Below are 21,498 nucleotides of genomic sequence, written 5' to 3' on the forward strand. Positions count from 1 at the left end.
TGTCGCCCGTCGAAAGAGGATTTCCCGCAACCTACAGGCAGGATATGGCGAGCATGAAAGACGACTTTTTGAAGCTTGCGATGAAGGCGATGCAAAACGAAACCGTGCAAAAGCTCATGGCCAACGAGAAGGTCCAGAAGGGCTTTGCCAATGCGTTCAAGGCCTCCTACGAGGTCAAGAGCAAGCTCGACGAGAAGAAGGCGGAGTTTGCCGACCAGTTCAATCTGGCCACGAAAGACGACCTTCGTACCATGAAGCGCGAGCTCGACCGCCTGCAGCGCCAGGTCTCGCGGCTCAAGAAGCAACAAAAAGAAGACGAGGAGAAGTAAGCCCTCGTGTCCCGCCCAACGATTCTGATCACAAACGACGACGGCATCAGTGCCCGCGGCCTCCAAGCGCTCGAAGAGGCGCTCTCGGAGGTGGGCGATGTCTGGGTCGTCGCGCCCGAGTCCGAGCAGAGCGCGGTCAGCCAGGCGATTACGCTTCGGCTGCCGGTGCGCGTGCGCAAGCACGGCGAGCGCCGCTACGCGATTTCGGGCACGCCGACCGACTGCGTCTATGTCGCGCTCAACCACCTCATCGACCACGTCGACGTGTGTGTGTCGGGCATCAACCACGGCGCCAACCTCGGCGACGACGTCATTTACAGCGGCACGGTGGCCGGCGCCATCGAAGCGACCCTGGTCGACGTGCCGTCGATCGCGGTGAGCCTGGCTGCCTACCGCAACCTCGACTTCGAGGCCTCGGCCCACGCCGCGCGCGTGCTCGCCGAGCAGGTCCTCGAACACGGGCTGCCCCGCGGCGTCTTCTTGAACGTCAACGTGCCTCGGCAGGCCGTGCCCGGCACCGAGATCGTGGTGTGCAAGCTCGGGCGTCGCAACTACGGGCGCGTGGTCGAGGAGAAGTTCGACCCTCGAAAGCGGCCCTACTACTGGCTCGGCGGCGCCGAACTCGGCTTTGACGACCTTCCCGGGAGTGACTGCAACGTCATCTCGGAGGGCAAAATCAGCCTCACCCCGGTCCACCTGGACCTGACCCATTACAGCTTCGCCAAGGAGCTCGAGCACTGGGACGGACTGCAGGGCTTCCACGCCGGGCCCCGGGGCGAAGAGCGCCAGGGGCGCCACGAACGCCAAGAGACCTCAACGCAGGAGACCGAGTAATATGGAGACGCTCGAAGAACGCATCAAAGCGGGGATTCGCGACGTGCCGGACTTTCCGGAAGAGGGCGTGATCTTCAAAGATATCACCCCTTTGCTCAATTGCCCGGAGCTGTTCCACGAGGTCATCGAGCATTTCCGCGCGCGCTACGAGGGCCGCGACATCGACCACGTGGTCGCCATCGAAAGCCGCGGCTTTCTGTTCGGCGCGCCGCTCGCCTACGCCATGGGCGTGGGCCTGAGCCTGGTGCGCAAGCCCAACAAGCTTCCCCACAAGACCTTCGGGGTCGACTACGCGCTCGAGTACGGCACCGACCGCGTCGAGATGCACGTCGACGGCGTCGATGACGACTCACGCGTGGTCGTGGTCGACGACGTCCTCGCCACCGGCGGCACCGCCGCGGCGACCTGTGAGCTCGTCGAGCGATGTGGAGCGAGCGTGGTGGAGTGTGCCTTTTTGATCGAACTCGACTTCCTGAACGGACGGGAGAAGCTCGAGGGGCATGAGGTGCATTCGCTGGCCGTTTATTGACGGCAGCGAAGGAGCGAAGAAGCAAGAGCGTAAGAGTGTAAAAGAGCAAAAAGAGTAAGAAAGCGAAAAAGCGAAAAAGCGAAAGGCGGCGATCCGGTGAGGGTCGCCGCCTTTACTCTTTTACTCTTTTACTCTTTTACTCTTTTACTCTTTTACTCTTTTGCTCTTTTGCTCTTTTACTCTTTTGCTCTTTTGCTCTTTTGCTCTTTTGCTCACTTACTCCCGAAGAAAGATCCGCAGCACATACCAGAACATCAGAGCCACCGCCGAGAACAGCGCGAGCGACGCCGCGACGTGCTGGTCGGTCTGGTAGTGATGCAGCACGTTGCCGGTGTAGTAGAGGATATAGCCGGCGGCGAGCCCGATCATGAAGACCGAGAACCAGACGCCGAGGGTGAAGCCGAAAATGATGCTCACCACGATGCCGCCCAGCGCCAAGAAGCCGGCCACCTGCAGGGCGATGCGCATGAACGAGAAGTCTTGCTTGCTGATGAATACCAGCGCGGTGAGTGCGGCGAAGACGACCAGCGTGACGATGGCCGCGGCCGGAATGGCGGTGGGCTGGACGTGCAGCCCCAGCGAGATGAGTGGCAAGAAGATGATCGCTTGGATGAGCACGTAAGCGCCCAGGCCGGCGTATTGCATCGGCTTGGAGCCGGGGTTCATCGCCCATTTGTTGGCAAAGTGGCCCACGACCATGAATAGGCCGAGCACGATCAGCCACGAGTACTGCGTGCTGAACATCAGCGGCACCAAGATCTGATCGATATTGGCGGCGAACAAAAGCGCCTCGATGCCCACCAGCGCGGCGATGGCGCCGGCGAGGTGCGAGTAGGTGCGTCGAATAAACTCGACGCGGGTGGTCACGTCGGCGTCGGCGACCGTCTGGTAGTGCCGAGCAGCCGTGGCGGCATAGCTGTTGTCATCGTAGTTCATGTTCTCTCTTCTCCATCGTCAATGAGTCCACGCACGTTTTAACCGTGCGCCTCCTCGGTGTGTTCCCTCAATCGTGTCCATCGGTAATTCATTCAGACACGGCCACCGTAGCGAACCCAGTCGATCGGTTCAACGCTGCCCATTGAACAACCTCGGTATCTGTCGATGTTTGGAACGGAGGGGAGCCATCCAGGGTTTGCCTCCGTTGACAGGTGGTTAAGTTGCTTGAGCTGTTTTCGTCTGAAAGCTGACCGACCAGACTAAGGACCATATCGACGATGGGCTTGTTAGACGGGCTGACGTCCAACTCCGCAGAAACCACGAATGGCAGATGGTTCAAGTCGGTGGCCAACTTGTTTGGGCACCGCTACCGACGTGTACGCAAGGCCAACGGGCGGCGGCTCCACATCGAGCTGCGCGACGTGGGTCCCGAGCGATTTGCCCACTATGCGAGCATGCTCGAGGATTCGTTCGGCAAGCTCGAAGGCGTCGAGTGGGTGCGCATCAACGGCCACCTCGCGCGAGCGGTCGTCTCGTACCGCTCGGCGTTGGTCTCCGTGGACGAGATCGAGGCGCTGGTCGACGGCATCGAGGTGCACCTGGGGCTCGACGACGAACCATTCTCGGGGCGACGCCCCGAACACCCCGCCGACATCGAGCCGATTGCGCGCAAGCTGGTCGACATGAGCGCCGACGCGCTCGCCGTCACCTTGAGCACCGCGCTGATGATGACCGGCTACGAGTCCTCCGAGATGGGGACCGACTTGGCCGCCCTGGCCAACGTGATCGACAACACCCCGAGGTTTCGCGAAGCGCTGGCGGGAACCTTTGGAGAAGAGGCGGTCGATGTGGGCTTCGGCACGATCAACTCTTTTGTCCAAGGCTTGGGCTCCGGACCTATCGGGCCGCTCATCGACCTGATCTACCAGGGAGTCAAGCTGCGCGGAGAACAAGCGCGCCAAGAGGTGTGGGGTCGGCGCGAGCCCGAGCTCTGCTACAAGCAATGGGACCGGCGACGAACCCCCGTCGACCCGGGCGCCCGGCCGCACGAGGTGCCCGAGGGGATCATCGAGGCGTACGCCAACGACGCATTCTTCGCGTCGGTGGGCGGATTCGTGGTCGGTTTGGCCGACACACATAACCTGGAGTCGTCGACCCCGCCGCTTTTTGGCGGACTCCCCAAGGCGGCGCGCTACGGTCGCGACGGGTTTATCGCCGAGGTCGTGCGCATCATGGCCGAGAAGGACATCATCCCGCTGGTGCCCTCGACGCTGCCGGTCATGGACCGCGTCGACACGGTGGTCATCGACGGCGACTTGCTCTTTACCGGCGAGCTGTTGGTGGGGCGGGTCGAGGTGGTCGACGGTGTCGATGCCGAAGAGGCGCGCAGGCGCGCTCACGAGCTCTTCGAGGTCGATTCCCCGACCCAAACGCATCGCGACGGCCGCTGGGGGTTGGGCCCCGTGGGGGCCTTCGAGAAGTCCTTGAGCAACAAGCAGCGCCAGCGCGCCCGCAAGTTGGCCTCGCCCAAAGCGCCGGTGCTCGTGTTGGTGCACGACGAGAAGCTGCAGGCGTTGGTTCAGACCCGTCCGGCCACCGATCCTGGGGCCGAGCAGCTGCTCAACAGCGCCCGACGCGCGAATCTGCATATCGTCATCGCCTGCGACGACCGCGACGCCGGCGAGTCGCTCGGGCCTGACAGGGTGGTGCCGTATAACGGCGGCCTCACCGATATTGTGCGCGACCAGCAACGCGGCGGGGCTGCCGTCGCTCTGGTCGCCTCCGGTCCGTCCACCGCGATGGCCGCGGCCGACCTGGGTATCGGCATCGACCGCGGCGCCGACGGGCCGCCCTGGGCGGCCGATATTTTGTGCGACGATGATCTCGACTCGGCCGGATTTGTGCTCGAGGCGTGCGCCGAGGCCAAGGCCGTGGCCGAGCAGAGCGTGGGGCTCGCCGGGCTGGGAGCGGCCATTGCGACTTTCTTGTCGCTCAAGGGGCTGAGCGATACCAAGCCCGGCAACGTCATGCTCGGGGTCAACGCCGTGTCGGTGGCGGCCCTGGCCAACGGGGTGCGCCGCGCGGTGCTGCTCGAGCGCAAGCCGCGCCCGCCTCGGCGCGACCCGACGCCGTGGCACAGCCTGGAGTTGGACGAGGTCTTCGAGCGCGTCGACTCGTCGACGGAGGGTTTGACAAATGATAACGCCCGCAAGCGCAGCCACGCTCCCCCGTCGGCACCCTCGAAGAGTGAGTTGATCGCCAGCGCGGTCGGCAAAGAGCTCGCCAACCCATTTACTCCGGTGCTGGCCGCCGCTGCGGGTATCTCGGCGGTGGTTGGCTCGTTGGGCGATGCCGCCATGGTCTCGGCGGCGATGGCGCTCAACGGTGTTATCGGTGGCTACGAGCGCTACAAGGCCGAAAAGGCAGTCGCCGCGCTCGAGGAGCGCGAGGCCGAGGACGTGCGCGTGCTGCGCGACGGCCGTGAGGTGATCTTGGACGTCGACGATATCGTCCAGGGCGATATCGTCGTGCTGCACGCAGGCGACGTGGTGCCTGCCGACTGCCGTCTGGTCACCGCCGAAGATCTGGAGGTCGACGAGTCGAGCTTGACCGGCGAATCGTTGCCGGTGCCCAAGAGCGTGCGTCCCTCCTACGCGGCCGCCGTCGCGGACCGCACCTCCATGCTCTACGAAGGCACCTCCATCGCGGTGGGGCGCGCCCGAGCCGTGGTGGTCGCCGTGGGCACCGAGACCGAGGCTCGCCGCGGGGTGTTGGCAGGACGTGGACGCACTCCCGAGACCGGCGTCGAGCAACGCCTGCAGGCGCTGACCGACGTGACCATGCCGGTGGCGGGGCTAAGCGGGCTCTTTTTGATTGCCTCGGGCCTGGCGCGCGGCCAGGAGGTCGAGCGGCTCGTCGACGCCGGGGTGGGCATGTCGATCGCAGCGGTGCCCGAAGGCCTGCCGCTGTTGTCGACGGTCGCCCAGTTGGCCGCTTCTCGGCGTCTGTCGGAGCACGGCGTGTTGGTGCGCAATCCACGCGCCGTCGAGGGCCTGGGCCGCGTCGACGCGGTCTGCGCCGACAAGACCGGCACCTTGACTGAAGGGCGCATCGAGCTCGACACGGTCTGCGACGCCGAGCGCTGCCTGCAGGTCGACGGAGAACCCGAGTCGTGGCAGACACAGGTGTTGGCCGCCGCGCTGCGCGCTAGCCCCGCCGAGCCCGACGAGCACGAGTTGCCTCATCCCACCGACCGCGCGGTGGTCAACGGGGCGATCGAGTCGGGCGTCGAGCCCGCGGCAGGCTACGAGCAATGGCAGCGCATGGACGAGATGCCGTTCGAGCCCGGCCGCGGTTTTCACGCGGTGCTCGGACGCACCGAAGACGGCCTGCTCATCAGCATCAAGGGGGCGCCCGAGGTCGTTATCCCGCGCTGCTCGAAGCGCGCTACGGACAACGGCCATAAGCGCTTGAACAAGCAGATGCGCCAGAAGCTCATCGACCGCGCCGAAGAGCTCGCCGGCCGCGGGCTGCGGGTGTTGGCGGTCGCCGAGCGCGCCGCTTCGGAGGAGCGCGACCTCGACGAGGATCGCATCGCCAAATTCGTCTTTCGAGGGTTCGTCGGCCTGAGCGATCCGGTGCGGCCGACCTCCAAGGGGGCGGTTCGCGAGTTGCGCCAGGCGGGCGTCGACGTGCTCATGATCACTGGCGACCATCCTCGCACCGCCCAGCGCATCGCTCAGGAGCTCGATCTGATCAACGGGGGGCGAATTCTCACCGGCCCCGAACTCGAGGAGATGTCCGACGCCGAGCTCGACGAGGCGCTGTTACACTGCACGGTCATCGCCCGGGCCACCCCGGCGCACAAGGTGCGCATCGTCGAAGCGTTGCAGCGTGACGGAAAGACGGTCGCCATGACCGGCGATGGGGCCAACGACGCCTCGGCGATTCGCTTGGCGGACGTGGGCATCGCGCTCGGCGAGGACGCCACCACGGCAGCGCGCGAGGCGGCCGACATCATCGTGGTCGACGAGCGCATCGAGACGATTGTGCGCGCGGTCGCCGAGGGCCGGGCGATGTGGGGCTCGGTACGCGACGCCGTGTCGATTCTGACTGGCGGCAATTTCGGCGAGATTGGCTTTACGGTGCTGGCGAGTCTGTTGGCCGAGCCGCCCTTGAACGCGCGCCAGTTGCTGTTGATCAACTTGCTGACCGACATCGCCCCCTCGCTTTCAATTGTGATGCGCCGGCCCACCGAGCATGATTTGCACGCTTTTTTGTCATCGGGGCCGGAGCAGGAGCTGGGCAAGGCGCTGAGCACCAAGATCTGGAACCGAGCTGCGACGACGGCCGGTGGCGCCAGCTTGGCGTATTTTATGACACGTATGATGCTTGGAGGTCGCCGAAAAGCCTCGACCGTCTCGCTCTTGTCAGCGGTCGGTACACAGCTGGGGCAGACCTTGGCGGTCGGCAAGCCGACCAGGCAGACCACCGTGGCGAGCTTGGGCTCGGCGGCCGTGTTGCTCGGGATTGTCGAGACCCCCGGTGTCAGTCAGCTCTTCGGGTGCTGCCCCGTCGGGCCCATCGGGCTCGCCACGGCGCTCGGCTCGAGCACCTTGGCCACGGGCGTGTCCGCTGCGGTGCCTCCGGTGGTACGCATCAGCAAAGAACTCGGCGAAACGCTGCGCAAGAAGCTGCGTGAGCTCGGAAATTACCCCTCGCATCCGCTCTTCGAGCGTGGGGTGGGCACCGCCGAGATTGAAGAGGACGAAAAGGCGATGGCCGCCGAATGAATCGCGCACGATCAGGTTGGCGACGTCAGCGGCGACGAGATTTGGCCGTGGTCTCTTCGACGGCCGAATTGGTCGCCAGGTTCCACAACACGAGCTCACCGTCGGCCTGACAGATGCCGAAGAGGTCGTTGTCTTCGCCGAAATACGCCGTGATGGGCGCGTAGCTCAGCCTGTCGAAGCTCGCGACAAGCTGGCCGCTATAGCCGTGGTGGAGGTGCACCGAGCTGACGGTGATGACGGCCACGAGCTGGCCGTCCGGCGACAGCGCCATGGAATGGGCGTTGGTCGAGGCGTCAAAGGTGGCCAGCACACCATGCGGCGCATCGATCTGGCGAAGCTCGACGACGCCGTTGGCGCGCAGCACACCGAGCGTCTGGGCGCCGACGGCGACGGCCACGTCTTCGACGCGCTCCTTCGAGCGCACGCGCGACCAGTCGTCGTCTTTTTCGATGGCGTCTAGCCGCCCCACGTAGACGCGCCCCGACTCTGCGGCCGCCACGACGCGGTTCCCGTCGACGCCCACCTCGACCGCGTTGATAGCCGCGCGGTCGATCGTCTCGAGCAAGGCTCGTCTCTTACCGCTGTCGCGTTCGACGGCGACGAGCCTTCCGTTGGCCTGCCCCACCAGAACGACCTCGGCGTTGGCCGCCACCGTCAATGCGGGCTCGTCGAGCGTGCCCATCGACTCGATGTCCTCGAAAGTCAGCGCTTCGCCGCTCCAAAGCTTCGCCTCCTCGTCGACGGCGACGATGCTTCCATCCGTGGCGCGCGTCGAGCAGACCACCGGAGGCAGAGACGGCCGACGCCTCTGTTGCACTCCGGGCGTCGCCGTGTTGACCCATGTGTGGTTGTCGGTGCGTTGATCGGCGGTCTGCCAAAAGGTGACCGAGCTTCGCGGGTCGAGGTCGTCCGGCAGCTCTTCGACCGACAACCGCGACTCCATCGTCTTGGAGAGCGACAAACTGCTCACCGAGCCAGTGGTGTGTTGGGGGACGGCGTCCGCCGAAAAGACCGAGGTTTGCTCCGACAGGTTGAAGTAATTCCCTGACTTGAAGAGGTCTTTGGAGTGCGGCGAGGCGGCAAAATCGTCATCGTCGGCATCCGACAACCCGTCGGCGGTGTCGTCGGCTTCGGCGATGGCGTAGAGCTCCAGGATGGGCACGACGTCGCTCAGGCTGCCTGGGCGATGCGGCGGCTTAGGGTTCAAGAGGTTGTAGACCAGCTTTTCGAGAGGCGCTGGGACTGGCGAGTCCCCACGCACCTTCGACAGGCGCGGCGCGCGATTGCGTCGCACGCCCCATGTGCCGGCGGTGTTCCACTCCGAAGACGGTGGGAGACCGGAGAGCATAAAAAAGAGTAGGGCGCCGAGGCTGTAGATATTGCTGCGCTGATCGGGCTCGCCGCCGCGTCCTTGCTCGGGACTGAAGAAATGACGCGCGTCATCTTCGTCGGCCTCTCGAACCAACCGACTCAACCCGAAGTTGAGCAGGCGGACCCGCTCGGTGCCGTCGTGCGTCTGCTCGACGATGATATTGTGGGGGATGAGTTGGCGGTGGATGAGGCCCACCGAGTGGGCTTCGCGAAGTGCTCGGGCCAACTGGGCTGCGAGTTCGCAGGCGCGGCCGACGTCGAGCGCGATGCCGGGGGCGACCAAGGTGCGCAGCGGTGGACCGTCCACGTAGTCCATGACGACTGCGGCGCAGCCGTTGGGCAGCTCCAAGAACTCGTGAATCGGCACGACGTTGGGCTGGTCGAGGCGACGCTGCGCGCCGACTTCACGCGTCATCCGTCGCAGCAGGGTGTCACGGTCGCAGTCGAACGCCTCTACCGGGCAAACCCACAGGGCGAAGTCGTGAGTCACGGTCAGACAACTGACTCGGTAGAGCGCAGCCTGCCCGAAGTGAGTGATCCGGCGGGTCACGAAAAACCGCCGGTCGACCGTGCGCCCCAAGAACTGATCGTCCGACTCCGACAGCGGAGCCCAGCCATCGGTAGGCCGCGGCGCACCGCAGTCGGCGCACGACGGCTCTCGCCAGTAGCGCACCGAAGTGCACACCGAGCAGTAATTCTCTGGCATCTCCCCAGGAGCCGCCCGCATACGAGGTGAACGGTCGCTCATGGTCTCGTCCGCCGGGCGCAACCTCGCGCCGGGCGTCATGTGTCGCTGATTGTGTAGCTAAGTAAGCTGCGACCAGTATAGGTGGGGCACGACCCGCAATCAATGACAAAGGCGCAGGCCGGCGGCTGCCTCTGAGACCGCGGCAATCAGCTTGTATGGGAAGGCCGAGCGACTGGTTCACGTTGAATGATCACGGTGCGCGTGTTAAATACTCCGCGTGTTTTGAGGCCCCGTAGCTCAGTTGGATAGAGCAACAGATTCCTAATCTGTAGGTCGTGCGTTCGAATCGCACCGGGGTCACTAAAGAAAACTTAGGTGCTGTAAGGGTTTAAGCCCTCTGGTTAACGCCGGAGGGCTTTTTTGTACCCTTTCGAAATCGCACGAAATCGGGGGTGAGGTGTAACAAGAAGTGTAACAACGTGTAACAAGCCCTTCCGGGACGCCGGGAATAGCCCTCTACCGGTAGACGCTGCATCTACATCCCACGTCGATACCGCCGCTTTGCGGAGGCGGTATGACAACCGAAGAAAGCAGCACGTTAACGCTTGCAAACATTCAGATGCGTCACGAGGGCAAGGTCTTTAGACCGGCTCCCGGCTATGCGAACTATTGGGTTTCGAAAGTAAGGCGATGTTTTAAGCACGAAAGGAAAGCGACCGAAGCGAATGAACTTGAGTGATAACGGGCAAGGATACAAGCGGCTGACGCTGTATCAGGACAAGGCACGACAAATCGGCGGTTCGTTGCAACGGTGGTACACGATTTATCTACATCAAGTGGACGCCGAAGAAGGAGCGCCGACGCCGCTGCCGGATCTTGATTCGCTGATGGTAGATATCGAAGACTAAGAGGTAAACATGACGGAACGACTAAAGAAGATAGCGGCTAGGGCCGATTTGCGGCCTACACGGGAAGAAGAGGTTTGGTACATCTTGGGATGGCTTCGATCCCGTTGGGATGGCTGGAACGGCTTTTGGGGCAACCGAAATCTGTTCTTCAAAGCCCACGAAAACAGCGAGCTTTTTGTGCGGACCGAACCCGAAGATTATGACGACCTCATTGATCATGACGAATGGCCGATAGCCGTTCTGATGGTGTCTGATCGGTACGACACGGTAACGCTCGATATCGTCGAGGTTGTAAGGTCGGAATGGCGCAAGGGGATAGCGTATTCGATGCTCAAGCCTTTCGTGGAAGCTATGGACGCCGGGGAAATCGAAGCTCTTGAGGCCGATGCCGCAACCGACGAGGGTCTAGCGTTGCTGCACAAGCTGGGGTTTACCAAGATCGAACGACGGGACAAATACGAATACCTACCTAAAGACGACCAAGCGTAGCGCATCCGACTTGCGGCCGATTCGGAGGGCTGGCCCGGTGCGGCTGGCCCTTTTGTGTTGGGTCACAGTCCGGGGAGCGCGCTGTTACAGATCGTTACGGCTGTTACAAGCTAGGGCGGGTTTGTAACAGAATTTGTAACAGCAAAAATCGGGGCGTGGAGGGCTTGCAGGGGCGAGTTTTAGGGGGCTGTTAGAAATGTTACGAAAATATTTATTAAAAATAATAACCCTTCCTCCGAGCCGTCACACACCCGGATACACCTTCATACCCTAGATGTTTTGTCTACCGTCAGATCTTGTAACATTTGTATACCCTAGATGTTTTGTCTACCGTCAGATCTTGTAACATTTGTAACAGTAAGTCGTAACTCTTTATGGATGCTAGGGAATCTGCTGTTGCAGGATCTGTAACAGATGGGCTTTTGTCCGTAACGGGGCTGTAACAGCTTCATTCATTTGGATCGCCACCTTCGATAAGCGTCAGCTCAACCTTCTTGGCTGGCAACGGCTGGAGGTCGGGGTCAATGCCGGTGAGCTGTATCATGCTTTCCCGCATCTTTTCAGCGGTATCGAATTCGGCTCGGGCTAGCTGCACACCAACCGAGCCGAACATCACCAGCGTTGCGGGGTGTTCAACTTGGATCGATGCAACTTCACTGAAATTGACGAGGATATCTTTGCCTATGTTTACCCACCCGGTCTTCTTTGCTGACGTCTCGGGTGGGTTTTCTCTGAGGTAGACGAGCGCAGCAACTTCGTTGTCTTCCGTGTAGGACTTACCCACCTTGTCGACGTAATACATCGAGTGACCGCCAACATCGGTACCAAAGAGCATGACCACCTCCCGCTCCCTTGGAAGCTCAGTGGGGTCTACGTCTCTTGTGGCGATTACGTCTCTTCCGAACAAAAACTGTACCTGCATGGTGTCTCTCCTTTTGTTTGTTGCCTTCCAGCGCAACCCCCTTAACGATCTCACGAATTGCCACGAAAGCAAGCCCCGCTTGACATGCGTTCAGTGATCTGCTCGGATCCCCCGGAACTCACGATAGTAAGGAGGGAAAAATGGCGCGTTACGTAATTACTCGGCAGGCAAATAGCGACGCAGGCGAGGTCTTCTTCGTCTACGAAGTATTCAAGGCCCACGATGGACGTTTCAATGTCGGCGAACCGTCATGGTGGAATTGGGGCAAAGTAGCCCGAACGCTTCTTGATGGTCACTGGGTGCAGACCGGCAGGGAAGAGGACTCGGCGATTAAGTTCGGGGCGGATGTTAAAGTGGTATTGCGCACCGAAACCAACGAGACGATTTCGGATAATTTGGCGAATTTGCCGGAGGGTTGAAGGGGATGCACGAGAGCCTGAAGAGCATCGGTCGCCACATGTTCGACTTTTCGAAGCACTTGATAGAGGTCGAATGGCTGGCAACAGTCCCGTGTTATGAAAGGGATCGCCTTGCAATCACGGCTGTAAGGTTTGCCCATGCTGGCGAGATCCTGATCAAGTCGTGTATTGCCAAGGAGCACCCGCTCTTGATCTTTTCGAAGTTGCCAAAGCCGCAACACGCGGAGGGGGACCTTCTGGATCTACCGGCTCTTTTCGAACAAGGGCGCACGCACAATTACAGCCAGTTGCCTAATGTTCTTTGGGCAGCAACGGGATTCGAGCTGGAACGTCGCGACGTTTACGACGACTTCGGAAAGCTGCGCAACGCTATCCAGCATTTTGGCATCCCGGACTACTCGTTTGATGAGTATATGGATTCCGTTGACGACTATTACGTGCATGTGTTGAGGCCACTAGCACGGGAGTTCTGGAACGACTCCTTTTCCTTGCCGACGCGAAAGACTACCGACTTAGATTACGTACCAGAATAGAAACCAGAACAAACCACCCGCACCCACCGGGGACCCCGCCAAAGGGTGCCCGTTTTTGATCCACGTCATTCAGCGTGTTCGAGCACCCAATCCGACCAGCGTTTTAGCTCCAAAGCCAGCATACGCCGCTGCTCGTGCGGTCGGATAAGCAGGTCGGCCCAAACTTCACGAGCATCCTCTTCGGCAAACACGGGCCGCTTCAGCACGTTTTCGGCATTGACTTCAACAATTCGGTCATCGCTGAGCACGTCCAGATACTGAAGCGCCCACGTCGACCATTTTCCGAGGGCTTCGGCCAACTGAAGCCGTTCGTCACTATCGTGAAGCGAAAGCCAATTGAAGAGCTGGTCCCATTCTTCGGCGGAGCCGGGTTCACAATCCTTAACGTCCAACATTTTACTACCGTAGTTTGGTTTGTCTGAATGTCCGTGAACTCGAATCTATCGAATTCGCGAAATTCGTCAAAAGTCCGTCGATCAAAGTTCGGTCTACCAACCAAAATCTCGGTAATCCGTTTGTGAATCTCCTTATGTAGCACGGGGCACCGGTTGCCCCTTCGCATGTCGAAAGACGCATAAGCTGACGTTGCTCTGGTTTCGCGGACACGCAGTTAGGCCTCTTCGGCCATCTCGAACTCGGCGGGTGTCATATACCCCAGCGCCGAGTGTCTTCGCTTTCGATTGTAGAAGACCTCGATGTAATCGAAAATCTCCCGTCTTGCCGCTTCTCAAGTCGCAAAATCCATCCGATGAATCGACTCGGTCTTGAGCGTCCCGAAGAAGCTCTCCATCGGCGCGTTGTCCAGGCAATCACCTTTGCGACTCATCGAAAACGCATGCCGCACTTCTCAAGCAGCTTCTGGTACTCGTAGCTGGCATACTGGCTCCCACGGTCCGAGTGATGCAACAGGCCTTCGGGCGGCTTTCGATTGAGCACTGCCATCGTGAGCGCGTCGATGCACAGCTGCTTGGTCATCCGTTGGTCCATCGACCAACCGACAATCTTGCGGCTGAACATGTCGATGACCGCCGCCAGATACAGCCATCCCTCTCGGGTGGGCACGTAGGTAATGTCCGCCAGCCACACCTGATTCGGCCTGTCGACCTCGAACTGACGCTCCAAAAGGTTGGGCGCCACCGGAAGGTCGTGACTCGAATTCGTGGTGCGCTTGTACTTACGCTTGCGGTCGGCACGGATGCCGTTCTCCCGCATGATACGCGCCACACGGTTTCGGCCGACACGCCATCCACGTGCCCGAAGCTCTTTGTGCACCCGAGGGCTTTCATAGGTGCCGCGGCTTTCCACGTGGACCTCGCAAATCTCTTCGAGCAGCTTTTCGTTTTGCTTGTCACGCCTGCTCGGCTCGCGCTTTCGCCAGTCGTAGTAGCCGCTGGTGGAAACGCCCAGGACCTCGCACATCAGCGTGACGGGGAACTCGTCGCGGTGCGACTCGATGAATTCGTACCTTACGTCCGTTCCTTGTCGGCGAAGATACTGACGGCTTTTTTAATATGGACCGCTCTTGCTCGAGCTGGCGCACCCGCTTCTTGAGACGGGCTATCTCGGCCTGCTCCGGCGTCAGGTTGCCTTGGCCGGGGAAGGCATCGTCGTCGTCCTTCTTGTACTTCTTGCGCCAGCTGTAGAGCGTCTCGACTTTGATATCGAGCTCCTCGGCTACACTGACGGCTGTGCGGTCAGGCAGTTCGGAGAGTCGAACGGCCTCGAGTTTGAATTCTTTGGGGTAGCGTTTCGCCATCTGGACACCTCGTCAAATTTACCAAAACATGGTCTTCGAAGTGTCCGCGAAAGTGAAGCAACGTCACTTTGGTTCCTACCCGCCTTCGCGGCATCTATCTGAATCCTCTGGCTCGCTCGCGCATCCGAAGGGTGTGAGTAAACCAATCCCTTGGCGTATGCGGAGGCATGTGATGGGTCTGATGGATACAGTTTTGAAGTGGATGGGCGAGGTCGACGCCGACACGTATGAGCCGCCTGCGGGGATTCCGGAGCCGGGCGGGGAGCACGATCTGGTGCTCTACAAGACGGACTTCTGTCCGTTTTGTATTCGGGTGATGCGCGTACTCGACGCGGTCGACGTGGATGTGAAGATGCGTGACGTGAGCGGCGACCCGGAGGCGAGGGCGCACCTGCTCGAGGTCACCGGGCGGCGCACGGTGCCGTGCATGTTCATCGACGGCGTGCCGATGTTCGAGTCGGCCGATATCTCCGATTGGCTGCGCGTGCACGCCGAGCGAAACGCTGCCTAACCGACTCAATCAAATAGCTTGTCCCCCTTGCGGGCGATCTCTTGGCAGGTGGTGGAGTCGTCGACCTTCACCATACGAAAGTAGCTCTGCTTTTTGTCCGGATGGGGCTTGGCCGCCTCCATTTCGCCGAAGATGCGTCCGGTCTTCTCGAGAACGATCTGGTCTGTGTGCCAGTCGATGTGGCCCGCAAATTCACCATTGGAGAGGAGCTTTCCGCGCAGGTCGTCCCAGCTTCGCTGGATGACGAAGAGCTCCCCGGAGAGCACGCCGCTCAGGCGAATGGTGACGCCTGGGTGGCCATCCTTATCTTGGTCGTAGACTGCCGAGGCGCCCTTGCTTCGCGGCAACTCGTCGGTGCCTAGCGAAGAGCGCACCCCGTAGAACTTCAGATGCTTGGGGACGTAGAGGTAGATGTCGTCGTCGCGCCGAACAAGCCTGCCGTCGCGCTCGAAGGTGCCCATATGGTCGACGAACTGATCGGGGATCGTCGTCTCGACTGCGTTTTGATCGCTGACGACCCGCACGTCGCAGGGGGTTTCAGAGATCGTGAGTTTCCCGGCGTTCTGCTCGATGGACAGCTTCTGAAAGCTGATGGTCCGCGAGGTCACCGTGCCGATGACCGGCGGGTCGGAGATCGAGGTGGTGACGAATTTTTGAGCCCAGACCCCCTCGATGCTCGGCACTTCTTGGCTCTTTGGGGGGCTCCTGTCTTTGCTGCTTTGGGCGTGGCCGTGGTCGATGCCAAGGGAGAGGCTCGTCAGAGCCAAGCAGAAGGCGGCGGCAAGTCCGAGCAAGCGTGACATACGGGACCTCGGGGCTGAACGACACGCAACTTGAGCGACGAGTGGTCGTGCCTTACTTGGTCTCAAACATGACCCCGCAGCCTATACGAGCAAGGGGGCCTAGAAGAGCTCCTTTTGCGTCTTGACGATATCCGCACAACTCGTCTGGGCAGTGACGCGCTTCATCCGAAAATAGCTCTGCTTGGGGTCGGGGTGGGGCTTGCTCTCGGGCGGGTCGCCCAGCAGCCGGCTGGTCGAGTCGAGTACGACCTGCTCGGTGCGCCACTTGATGCGTCCGACGATGCGCCCGTCTCCAAGCATCTTGCCCCACAGCCGATCCCAACTCTTTTGGAGTAGATAGAGCTCGCCGTCGATCAAGCCGCTCACGCGCACCGTCATGCCCGGGTGGCCGTCCTTGTCGCCGTCGATGACCCGCGGGTCGCTCTTCTTGCGCGGCAGCTTGTCGGCCTCGGCGTCGAGGTTGGCCCCCAGGACTTTGGAGACGGCCGTGGTGACGAGCTTCTGGGCCCAGACCCCTTCGACGTCGGGAAGAGCTGCGGGCGCGTCCGGAGTGGCCGCCAGGGTGTGGGTGCTCGTCGACGCCAGCGCAAAGATGGCCGCGGCGAATAAGAGGGCGAGTCGGTTCATAAGGGGGACCTCGTGGGAGAAACTGCAATCACGCCGACGGAGGGAACCCGCTGCGGCGCGGCTGGTCCAACATGACAACCTTCCGGTTTCATCCATGCTTCGAATGCGACGATGCCCCGGCGGCCGCTTCTGACGGTTCCTGAGGCGCTCGACGCGCCGGTGCGAATGGGCTTAACCTCATGTCGCGTTTACAATCGCGTTGAAGATGCAGCTGCACTGAACCAACGAGGTATAGTTATGGATGTCCAAGTAGCGGATTTGTGCGACGAATTCATCGACGAGATCCAGATCGCCGAGCCGATCTTCAAGAGTTATGGCGGAGAACAGGCGTTTGGCGGAGAGGTCAGCGTCGTCAAAGTGTTCGAGGACAACGTGCTCGTCAAAAGACGGCTCCAAAACGAAACCGGCGGCGGGCGCGTGTTGGTGGTCGACGGGGGCGGGTCGACCGGGTGCGCGCTGATGGGCGACAACGTGGCTAGCATTGCCCGCGACAACGGGTGGGCGGGGTTGATCATCTACGGGTGTATTCGTGACTCGGTCGAGGTGGCCGACATCCCCATTGGCGTGCTCGCGCTAAATACACGTCCGAACAAGAGCAACAAGGAAGGGAAGGGCGACTATGACGTGCAGGTCTCCTTTGCCGGGGTGACCTTCAACTCCGGGGATTACGTGTACGTGGACCCGGATGGCGTCATAGTCGCCGAGCGCGACTTGCTCGAAGCGCGCGCCCAGTAGGCTAAACTCAGTAGGCTAGACTCCGGCTACTGGCACGAGCCCACGGCGAAGTCCTCGAGCGGGTGCGTGGCGGACTCGGCGGGCATCGTCGACCCGTCGTCGCTCGAGTCGGTGCCCGTCAGCGGTGCGGGCTCGTCGTCCTGGGGCGGCAAGAGACACTGGCCGGCCGACACGGCGTGGGTGAGGTTGGCCGCGGCCGACGAGATCGTCAGGTAGCCGTCGAGCACTTCGACGCCGCTGTCGCCGATGCGTACGGCCGGAGCGGCAGCGCCGTCGAGGGTCACGCGAAGCAACTCGTCGAGCATCCAGTCGTCGAGGCCGTCGAGCTTGTCTTGGACCTGGGCGAATTTCAGCATCAGCTCGAGATCGAAGGCCGGGCTCACCGAAAACTCGGTGCCATTTTGACCGGCGACGATCGAGAAGTCGAAGTGGCGTCCGTGGTCACGGTTCAAGTCGAGGGTGGTCACACGCTTTCCGTCGATGTCGAGCGTCGAGGTGGTGTCGCCGAGCCCGGCGTTTTGTACATCGATGCGCTCCTGGCCGACAGCGTAGGTGGCCGCGAGGCTCGCTCCGGCCAAGTGTACGTCGACCTCGTAGCTCGTCTGGGTGGTCGTCTCGGCGCCGGTGGTGGTGTCCCATGTCGTTTCGGTCTCGGTGACGGGGGCGCGGACGTCGATCGCGTTAAGATCGATCGACCCATGGATCGTCTGCGCGGCGGTGTCCACGGCCAGCCGGGTGGCAGGTTGCGCCTTGCTCACACGAATGTCGTAGTCGGGCCCCGAAATGACCACGTTTTGCAGCACGCTGATGGTCGCGATTGCCTGCCCGTCGTGCGCGAACTCGGCGCGAATTCGACCCTCCATCGTCGTGGGCAGTTCGGGGAGCTCTTCGCCCAACGCGCTCGCCGCAAAGACCATCGCCCGGCGAAGTTCGGCCAGATCGGTCGTGGCCGCCAAGGCGTCTTCGTGGAACTCGAGGTCGAGCGGGTTGTGGCGGTCGGGGCCGACGAGCATCTCGATGTCAACGTCGCCTGGTCCGAAGGAGGTGACGACAAGGCGAAGCTCGAGTGTGTCGACCTCTTGGATGCAGTCCTGGTGCTCGGCCGGCTCGCCGAAGTCCTCGGCCTGACACATCGTCTGCCCGTCGAGGAGGTAGGTGACCTCGAGGTCGGACTGCTGCTCGATATTGGCCTCGACGAAGACCCGCGTGTTCAAAAAGTCGATGACCTCGGCAGTGCCTCGTTCCAGCTCGTCCTCGATGGGCTCGGGGGCCTCGCACTCGTACTCGTCGATCGGCTCCGAGGCAGTGCCGTCTTCGGCAATTCCACCATCCCCACAATCGATGCCCGCGCCGTCGAGTTCACCGACCATATCGCCTAGAAAGCTCGTCTGACGCATGAAACCGAGGGAAGCGCGAAGATCGAGCGAGGCGCTGGTGGTGTTGTTTTCGACCGCCCGGCGCGTGGTCTGGTGGTCGACGGGCTGTGGCTCGGGGCCTCCCCCTGCGTCGTCACCACAACCGACCAGCGAGGTCGTGACGAGGGTGGTTGCAGCGAGCATGGCGGTGAATCGAGAGCGGCTGTTCATGAGCGTCCTCCGGCATCAGCATTCAGATTGGCAACGGTCGAGGGGCAAGTGGGTCCACGTCAATTGATCCGGCTGCCAGCAACCGGTGCACGCGCCATGCCAACGCTGGTGTTGTTGGCCGTGGCAGGCCGTGTGCGGCTGCACAGGCGTCGGAGATGGGGGCGAGCGGTCACGCCCCTCGGTCGAGTCGGGTAAGCGTGTCATAGAGATGGAGCAGCATTTGTCCATCGACAGTGCCGCGCAGCCAACTGCTCGCTTCGCATCGGTGCTTCAGTGCGCATGTTTAAAACCTGTACTATTTGGTCAGGGGTAGCCGAGTAGTCATCTCTAAACTTTGAGGGGAGACGAATATGCCGCGTCCTACACGAGGTACGGGGCCAGGATCGTCGAATGGCGAGCCTCCGGTGCCACGGGCGGACGGCGTGGAGCGACGTGAATTAGTCGATTACGCGTTGTACTCCCTCATCGACGAACCGATCGCTATTTGGGGGAGAGATCGGCGCTTGCTGTACTTCAATCGTGCCGCCTACGACATCACATATCGTATTACTGGACTCGAGCTCTCCCGGGGGATGGAGTTCGACGAGGTCATGGTCGAGCCGACCGCGAGTGAGTTCGTGGAGTCCTTCGACCGTGCATTGGAGGGTGAGCCTGTCGACCTGACGTTCGAGCAGAGCGGGCTGGGCCAAGCTGCCGAATGGCGAGAGTACCAGTTCCGCCCGGTGGGGGGGGACGGTACTCCCGAGGCGGTATGCATCACCGGCATCGACTTGGCCCAGCAAAGGTGGGCCGACGAGCAGTTCTCGGTGATTTTCGAGGCCGCTCCGATCGCGATGGCCATGCTCGACGACCGAGGGCGATTTCGCCAGGTCAACGACGCCTTTGTCGAGCAGATGGGCTACAGTCGCGAGGAGTCGATTGGCCGGCCCATCTCGACGCTGGTGCCTCCCGAGACACGCGAGCAGGTCGCCCGAGAGTACCGCCAATTTGTCAGCGGCGAGCTCGGAGAGCGCGTCGGTAAGGGCTTTCCCCACACGCGCTGGTTTTCGCGCGAGCGGTGTTACTTGCGAGCAGACGGCGAGCGGCGTTGGGGGGACTTGGTCCGCGTGGCCATTCGAGAGCAAGACGGCACGCTCGACTACATGCTCGTGATGCTGCTCGACACCACCAAGTACAAGCGGTCACAGCAGGCGCTCGAGGAGGAGAAGTCGCGCACCCAGGCCATCTTCGATGCGGCGGTCGACGGGATTGTGACCATCGATGAAAAGGGCCTCATCCAACGGCTCAACCGGGCCGCCGAAGAGATCTACGGGTACAGTGCCGCGGAGATCGTCGGCCAGAGTGTCGAGGTGTTGATGCCCGAGCCCATGCGCGAGCTGCACGCGGCGTATCTCGCCGAACACGGCGTCACCGGCATGTCCCAGTTTGTAGGCACCGGCGGGGAGTACGAGGCGTTGCGCAAGGACGGCTCGATTGTCCCGGTCTACTTGAGCGTAGGCGAGATGAGTGTCGATCACGAGCGTGGGTTCGTCGGGGTGGTGCGCGACATCTCTCGCCAGAAGAACCTCGAAGAGCGCGTGCGGCGATCGGAGCGCATGGAGGCCCTCGGCCAGCTCGCTGCGGGCATCGCCCACGACTTCAACAATGTATTGACGATCGTCAACAGCTACGCCCACACCGGTCTCGATGAGGCCGGTCAGAGCCCGGCGGCGTTTCATTTCCACAAAATCAAATCTGCCGCCGAGCGCGGCGCGAGGTTGACCCGCCAGCTGTTGACCTTCAGCCCCGCCCAGATTGGTGAGACGGCTACCGTCGATCTCAACGCGGTGGTGCGAGGACTCGAGGGCCTGCTGCGCAGCGTCGTCGAGGAAGACATCGACCTGGAGGTCGAAACCGTCGACGGGGTGCCGCCCATCGTGGCCGATCCGGGCCAGATCGAGCAGGTGCTCATGAACCTGGTAGTGAACGCTCGCGACGCGATGCCCCACGGTGGAACGTTATGTGTCTCCACTGAGCTCACCCACGTGTCTCAGCCAGGCCGGTTCAATGGTACGCCCGCACACTTACCGCAGGGTGACTACGTGGTGCTAGTCGTGAGTGACACCGGCCACGGCATGGACCAGGCGACCCAAAAACGGATCTTCGAGCCGTTCTTTACCACCAAGCCCGAGGGGAAAGGCACCGGCTTGGGTCTGGCGACCGTCTACGGGATCGTCCGCCGCTACCACGGCGATGTGGTCGTCGACAGCGAGTTGGGCAAAGGGGCGACTTTTCGCGTCTATTTTCCGGCGGCCGAAGAGGGCGATGAAGGCACCGAGGACGAAGAGGAGCCTTCCGAACCGGTTCGACGCGCAAAGGCGACCGAGGCGGTGCTCGTGGTCGAAGACGAAGAGGATATCCGCGAGCCGCTGCGTATGGTGCTCGAGGCCGAAGGATACACGGTGCTCGAGGCTGCCAGCGGTGAGGAGGCGTTGGAGGTCGTCGAGTCGTATCCGGAGAGGATCGATCTGGTGCTGACGGACGTCGTCATGCCCGGGGTGACGGGAGTGGAGTTGAGCAAATCGCTGCGCGACGCATACCCCAGCATTCGCTCAGTGCTCGTGTCGGGCTACAGCGGAGAGGTGCTCGAGCGCAAAGACATCGACGCCCAGCAGGTTCGCCTCTCGAAACCCTACGACCTGGAAGATCTGCTCGATGTGGTTCGAGACATGCTCTCATCCTAGTTCTCT

The 21,498-nt window shown here is 61.7% G+C and carries 18 protein-coding genes, 1 tRNA gene and 1 pseudogene; 12 read left to right on the plus strand and 8 right to left on the minus strand.

Features of this window, described 5'->3' with window-relative positions:
• Positions 1-53 precede the first annotated feature (53 nt).
• Genes FIV42_RS26315 through FIV42_RS26325 form a run of 3 tightly spaced genes read left to right on the plus strand, consistent with a single transcriptional unit; the run spans position 54 to position 1,692 of the window.
• On the plus strand, positions 54-329 hold the full coding sequence (locus FIV42_RS26315) for a hypothetical protein (RefSeq protein ID WP_141200574.1): 276 nt from the start codon (positions 54-56) through the stop codon (positions 327-329).
• 6 nt (positions 330-335) lie between these two features.
• A complete protein-coding gene (gene surE, locus FIV42_RS26320) occupies positions 336-1,163 on the plus strand; it encodes a 5'/3'-nucleotidase SurE (RefSeq protein WP_141200575.1) in 828 nt (275 codons plus the stop codon).
• Position 1,164: 1 nt separating this feature from the next.
• A complete protein-coding gene (locus FIV42_RS26325) occupies positions 1,165-1,692 on the plus strand; it encodes an adenine phosphoribosyltransferase (RefSeq protein WP_141200576.1) in 528 nt (175 codons plus the stop codon).
• A 216-nt stretch (positions 1,693-1,908) separates the two neighbouring features.
• On the opposite strand, the gene FIV42_RS26330 is transcribed toward FIV42_RS26325, so the two are convergent.
• Positions 1,909-2,628: a Bax inhibitor-1/YccA family protein gene (locus FIV42_RS26330; RefSeq protein WP_141200577.1), complete on the minus strand. Its 720-nt coding sequence runs from the start codon at positions 2,626-2,628 to the stop codon at positions 1,909-1,911.
• A 278-nt stretch (positions 2,629-2,906) separates the two neighbouring features.
• Here FIV42_RS26330 and FIV42_RS26335 point away from each other — a divergent pair, with 278 nt between their 5' ends.
• Positions 2,907-7,421 carry an HAD-IC family P-type ATPase gene (locus tag FIV42_RS26335; RefSeq protein WP_141200578.1) on the plus strand — a complete coding sequence of 1,505 codons (4,515 nt, stop codon included), beginning with the start codon at positions 2,907-2,909 and terminating at the stop codon, positions 7,419-7,421.
• Between the two features lie 25 nt (positions 7,422-7,446).
• On the opposite strand, the gene FIV42_RS26340 is transcribed toward FIV42_RS26335, so the two are convergent.
• Complete coding sequence (locus FIV42_RS26340) at positions 7,447-9,498, minus strand: protein kinase domain-containing protein (RefSeq protein ID WP_168210965.1); 2,052 nt, start codon at positions 9,496-9,498, stop codon at positions 7,447-7,449.
• Positions 9,499-9,766: 268 nt separating this feature from the next.
• Here FIV42_RS26340 and FIV42_RS26345 point away from each other — a divergent pair.
• The 3 genes from FIV42_RS26345 to FIV42_RS26355 all read left to right on the plus strand — a co-directional run bounded on the left by FIV42_RS26345 (position 9,767) and on the right by FIV42_RS26355 (position 10,877).
• A tRNA-Arg gene (locus FIV42_RS26345) sits at positions 9,767-9,840 on the plus strand.
• 365 nt (positions 9,841-10,205) lie between these two features.
• Positions 10,206-10,388, plus strand: a complete 183-nt coding sequence (locus FIV42_RS26350; RefSeq protein WP_141200580.1) for a hypothetical protein — start codon at positions 10,206-10,208, stop codon at positions 10,386-10,388.
• 9 nt (positions 10,389-10,397) lie between these two features.
• Positions 10,398-10,877 carry a hypothetical protein gene (locus FIV42_RS26355; protein ID WP_141200581.1) on the plus strand — a complete coding sequence of 160 codons (480 nt, stop codon included), beginning with the start codon at positions 10,398-10,400 and terminating at the stop codon, positions 10,875-10,877.
• A gap of 448 nt (positions 10,878-11,325) precedes the next feature.
• Here the strand turns inward: FIV42_RS26355 and FIV42_RS26360 are convergent, their stop codons facing one another.
• Positions 11,326-11,799 (minus strand): hypothetical protein, encoded by a 474-nt coding sequence (locus FIV42_RS26360; RefSeq protein WP_141200582.1) that lies wholly within the window; start codon positions 11,797-11,799, stop codon positions 11,326-11,328.
• A gap of 140 nt (positions 11,800-11,939) precedes the next feature.
• Here FIV42_RS26360 and FIV42_RS26365 point away from each other — a divergent pair, with 140 nt between their 5' ends.
• Positions 11,940-12,218 carry a hypothetical protein gene (locus tag FIV42_RS26365; protein ID WP_141200583.1) on the plus strand — a complete coding sequence of 93 codons (279 nt, stop codon included), beginning with the start codon at positions 11,940-11,942 and terminating at the stop codon, positions 12,216-12,218.
• 5 nt (positions 12,219-12,223) lie between these two features.
• The gene (locus FIV42_RS26370; protein ID WP_141200584.1) at positions 12,224-12,751 is read left to right on the plus strand and encodes a hypothetical protein; all 528 of its coding nucleotides are present in this window, start codon (positions 12,224-12,226) and stop codon (positions 12,749-12,751) included.
• Positions 12,752-12,816: 65 nt separating this feature from the next.
• Here the strand turns inward: FIV42_RS26370 and FIV42_RS26375 are convergent, their stop codons facing one another.
• Both FIV42_RS26375 and FIV42_RS26380 read right to left on the minus strand, forming a co-directional pair.
• On the minus strand, positions 12,817-13,146 hold the full coding sequence (locus FIV42_RS26375) for a hypothetical protein (protein WP_141200585.1): 330 nt from the start codon (positions 13,144-13,146) through the stop codon (positions 12,817-12,819).
• Positions 13,147-13,361: 215 nt separating this feature from the next.
• Positions 13,362-14,507, minus strand: a pseudogene (locus tag FIV42_RS26380) (IS3 family transposase).
• A gap of 181 nt (positions 14,508-14,688) precedes the next feature.
• Between FIV42_RS26380 and FIV42_RS26385 the strand changes: the two are divergent.
• On the plus strand, positions 14,689-15,018 hold the full coding sequence (locus FIV42_RS26385) for a glutaredoxin family protein (RefSeq protein WP_168210966.1): 330 nt from the start codon (positions 14,689-14,691) through the stop codon (positions 15,016-15,018).
• A gap of 5 nt (positions 15,019-15,023) precedes the next feature.
• Here FIV42_RS26385 and FIV42_RS26390 read toward each other — a convergent pair whose 3' ends face one another.
• Both FIV42_RS26390 and FIV42_RS26395 read right to left on the minus strand, forming a co-directional pair.
• Complete coding sequence (locus FIV42_RS26390) at positions 15,024-15,821, minus strand: hypothetical protein (protein ID WP_141200587.1); 798 nt, start codon at positions 15,819-15,821, stop codon at positions 15,024-15,026.
• Between the two features lie 99 nt (positions 15,822-15,920).
• Complete coding sequence (locus FIV42_RS26395; protein WP_141200588.1) at positions 15,921-16,448, minus strand: hypothetical protein; 528 nt, start codon at positions 16,446-16,448, stop codon at positions 15,921-15,923.
• A 237-nt stretch (positions 16,449-16,685) separates the two neighbouring features.
• Between FIV42_RS26395 and rraA the strand changes: the two genes are divergently transcribed.
• Complete coding sequence (gene rraA, locus FIV42_RS26400) at positions 16,686-17,183, plus strand: ribonuclease E activity regulator RraA (RefSeq protein ID WP_141200589.1); 498 nt, start codon at positions 16,686-16,688, stop codon at positions 17,181-17,183.
• Positions 17,184-17,209: 26 nt separating this feature from the next.
• Here rraA and FIV42_RS26405 read toward each other — a convergent pair whose 3' ends face one another.
• Entirely contained in the window at positions 17,210-18,769 is a 1,560-nt protein-coding gene (locus FIV42_RS26405) for a hypothetical protein (protein ID WP_141200590.1), read from the minus strand.
• Between the two features lie 350 nt (positions 18,770-19,119).
• Here FIV42_RS26405 and FIV42_RS26410 point away from each other — a divergent pair, with 350 nt between their 5' ends.
• Positions 19,120-21,492 carry a PAS domain S-box protein gene (locus tag FIV42_RS26410; protein WP_141200591.1) on the plus strand — a complete coding sequence of 791 codons (2,373 nt, stop codon included), beginning with the start codon at positions 19,120-19,122 and terminating at the stop codon, positions 21,490-21,492.
• The last annotated feature ends 6 nt before the right edge of the window (positions 21,493-21,498 follow it).

Source organism: Persicimonas caeni (assembly GCF_006517175.1).
GTDB classification, from domain to species: Bacteria; Myxococcota_A; Bradymonadia; order Bradymonadales; family Bradymonadaceae; genus Persicimonas; species Persicimonas caeni.

What these genes read in the sequence shown, in the direction of transcription:
- FIV42_RS26315 (WP_141200574.1), top strand. Translation starts at nt 54, where the DNA reads ATGAAAGACGACTTTTTGAAGCTTGCGATGAAGGCGATGCAAAACGAA.
- FIV42_RS26325 (WP_141200576.1), top strand. Translation starts at nt 1,165, where the DNA reads ATGGAGACGCTCGAAGAACGCATCAAAGCGGGGATTCGCGACGTGCCG.
- FIV42_RS26330 (WP_141200577.1), bottom strand. Translation starts at nt 2,628, where the DNA reads ATGAACTACGATGACAACAGCTATGCCGCCACGGCTGCTCGGCACTAC.
- FIV42_RS26335 (WP_141200578.1), top strand. Translation starts at nt 2,907, where the DNA reads ATGGGCTTGTTAGACGGGCTGACGTCCAACTCCGCAGAAACCACGAAT.
- FIV42_RS26340 (WP_168210965.1), bottom strand. Translation starts at nt 9,498, where the DNA reads ATGCCAGAGAATTACTGCTCGGTGTGCACTTCGGTGCGCTACTGGCGA.
- FIV42_RS26350 (WP_141200580.1), top strand. Translation starts at nt 10,206, where the DNA reads ATGAACTTGAGTGATAACGGGCAAGGATACAAGCGGCTGACGCTGTAT.
- FIV42_RS26355 (WP_141200581.1), top strand. Translation starts at nt 10,398, where the DNA reads ATGACGGAACGACTAAAGAAGATAGCGGCTAGGGCCGATTTGCGGCCT.
- FIV42_RS26360 (WP_141200582.1), bottom strand. Translation starts at nt 11,799, where the DNA reads ATGCAGGTACAGTTTTTGTTCGGAAGAGACGTAATCGCCACAAGAGAC.
- FIV42_RS26365 (WP_141200583.1), top strand. Translation starts at nt 11,940, where the DNA reads ATGGCGCGTTACGTAATTACTCGGCAGGCAAATAGCGACGCAGGCGAG.
- FIV42_RS26370 (WP_141200584.1), top strand. Translation starts at nt 12,224, where the DNA reads ATGCACGAGAGCCTGAAGAGCATCGGTCGCCACATGTTCGACTTTTCG.
- FIV42_RS26375 (WP_141200585.1), bottom strand. Translation starts at nt 13,146, where the DNA reads ATGTTGGACGTTAAGGATTGTGAACCCGGCTCCGCCGAAGAATGGGAC.
- FIV42_RS26385 (WP_168210966.1), top strand. Translation starts at nt 14,689, where the DNA reads ATGGATACAGTTTTGAAGTGGATGGGCGAGGTCGACGCCGACACGTAT.
- FIV42_RS26390 (WP_141200587.1), bottom strand. Translation starts at nt 15,821, where the DNA reads ATGTCACGCTTGCTCGGACTTGCCGCCGCCTTCTGCTTGGCTCTGACG.
- FIV42_RS26395 (WP_141200588.1), bottom strand. Translation starts at nt 16,448, where the DNA reads ATGAACCGACTCGCCCTCTTATTCGCCGCGGCCATCTTTGCGCTGGCG.
- rraA (WP_141200589.1), top strand. Translation starts at nt 16,686, where the DNA reads ATGGATGTCCAAGTAGCGGATTTGTGCGACGAATTCATCGACGAGATC.
- FIV42_RS26405 (WP_141200590.1), bottom strand. Translation starts at nt 18,769, where the DNA reads ATGAACAGCCGCTCTCGATTCACCGCCATGCTCGCTGCAACCACCCTC.
- FIV42_RS26410 (WP_141200591.1), top strand. Translation starts at nt 19,120, where the DNA reads ATGCCGCGTCCTACACGAGGTACGGGGCCAGGATCGTCGAATGGCGAG.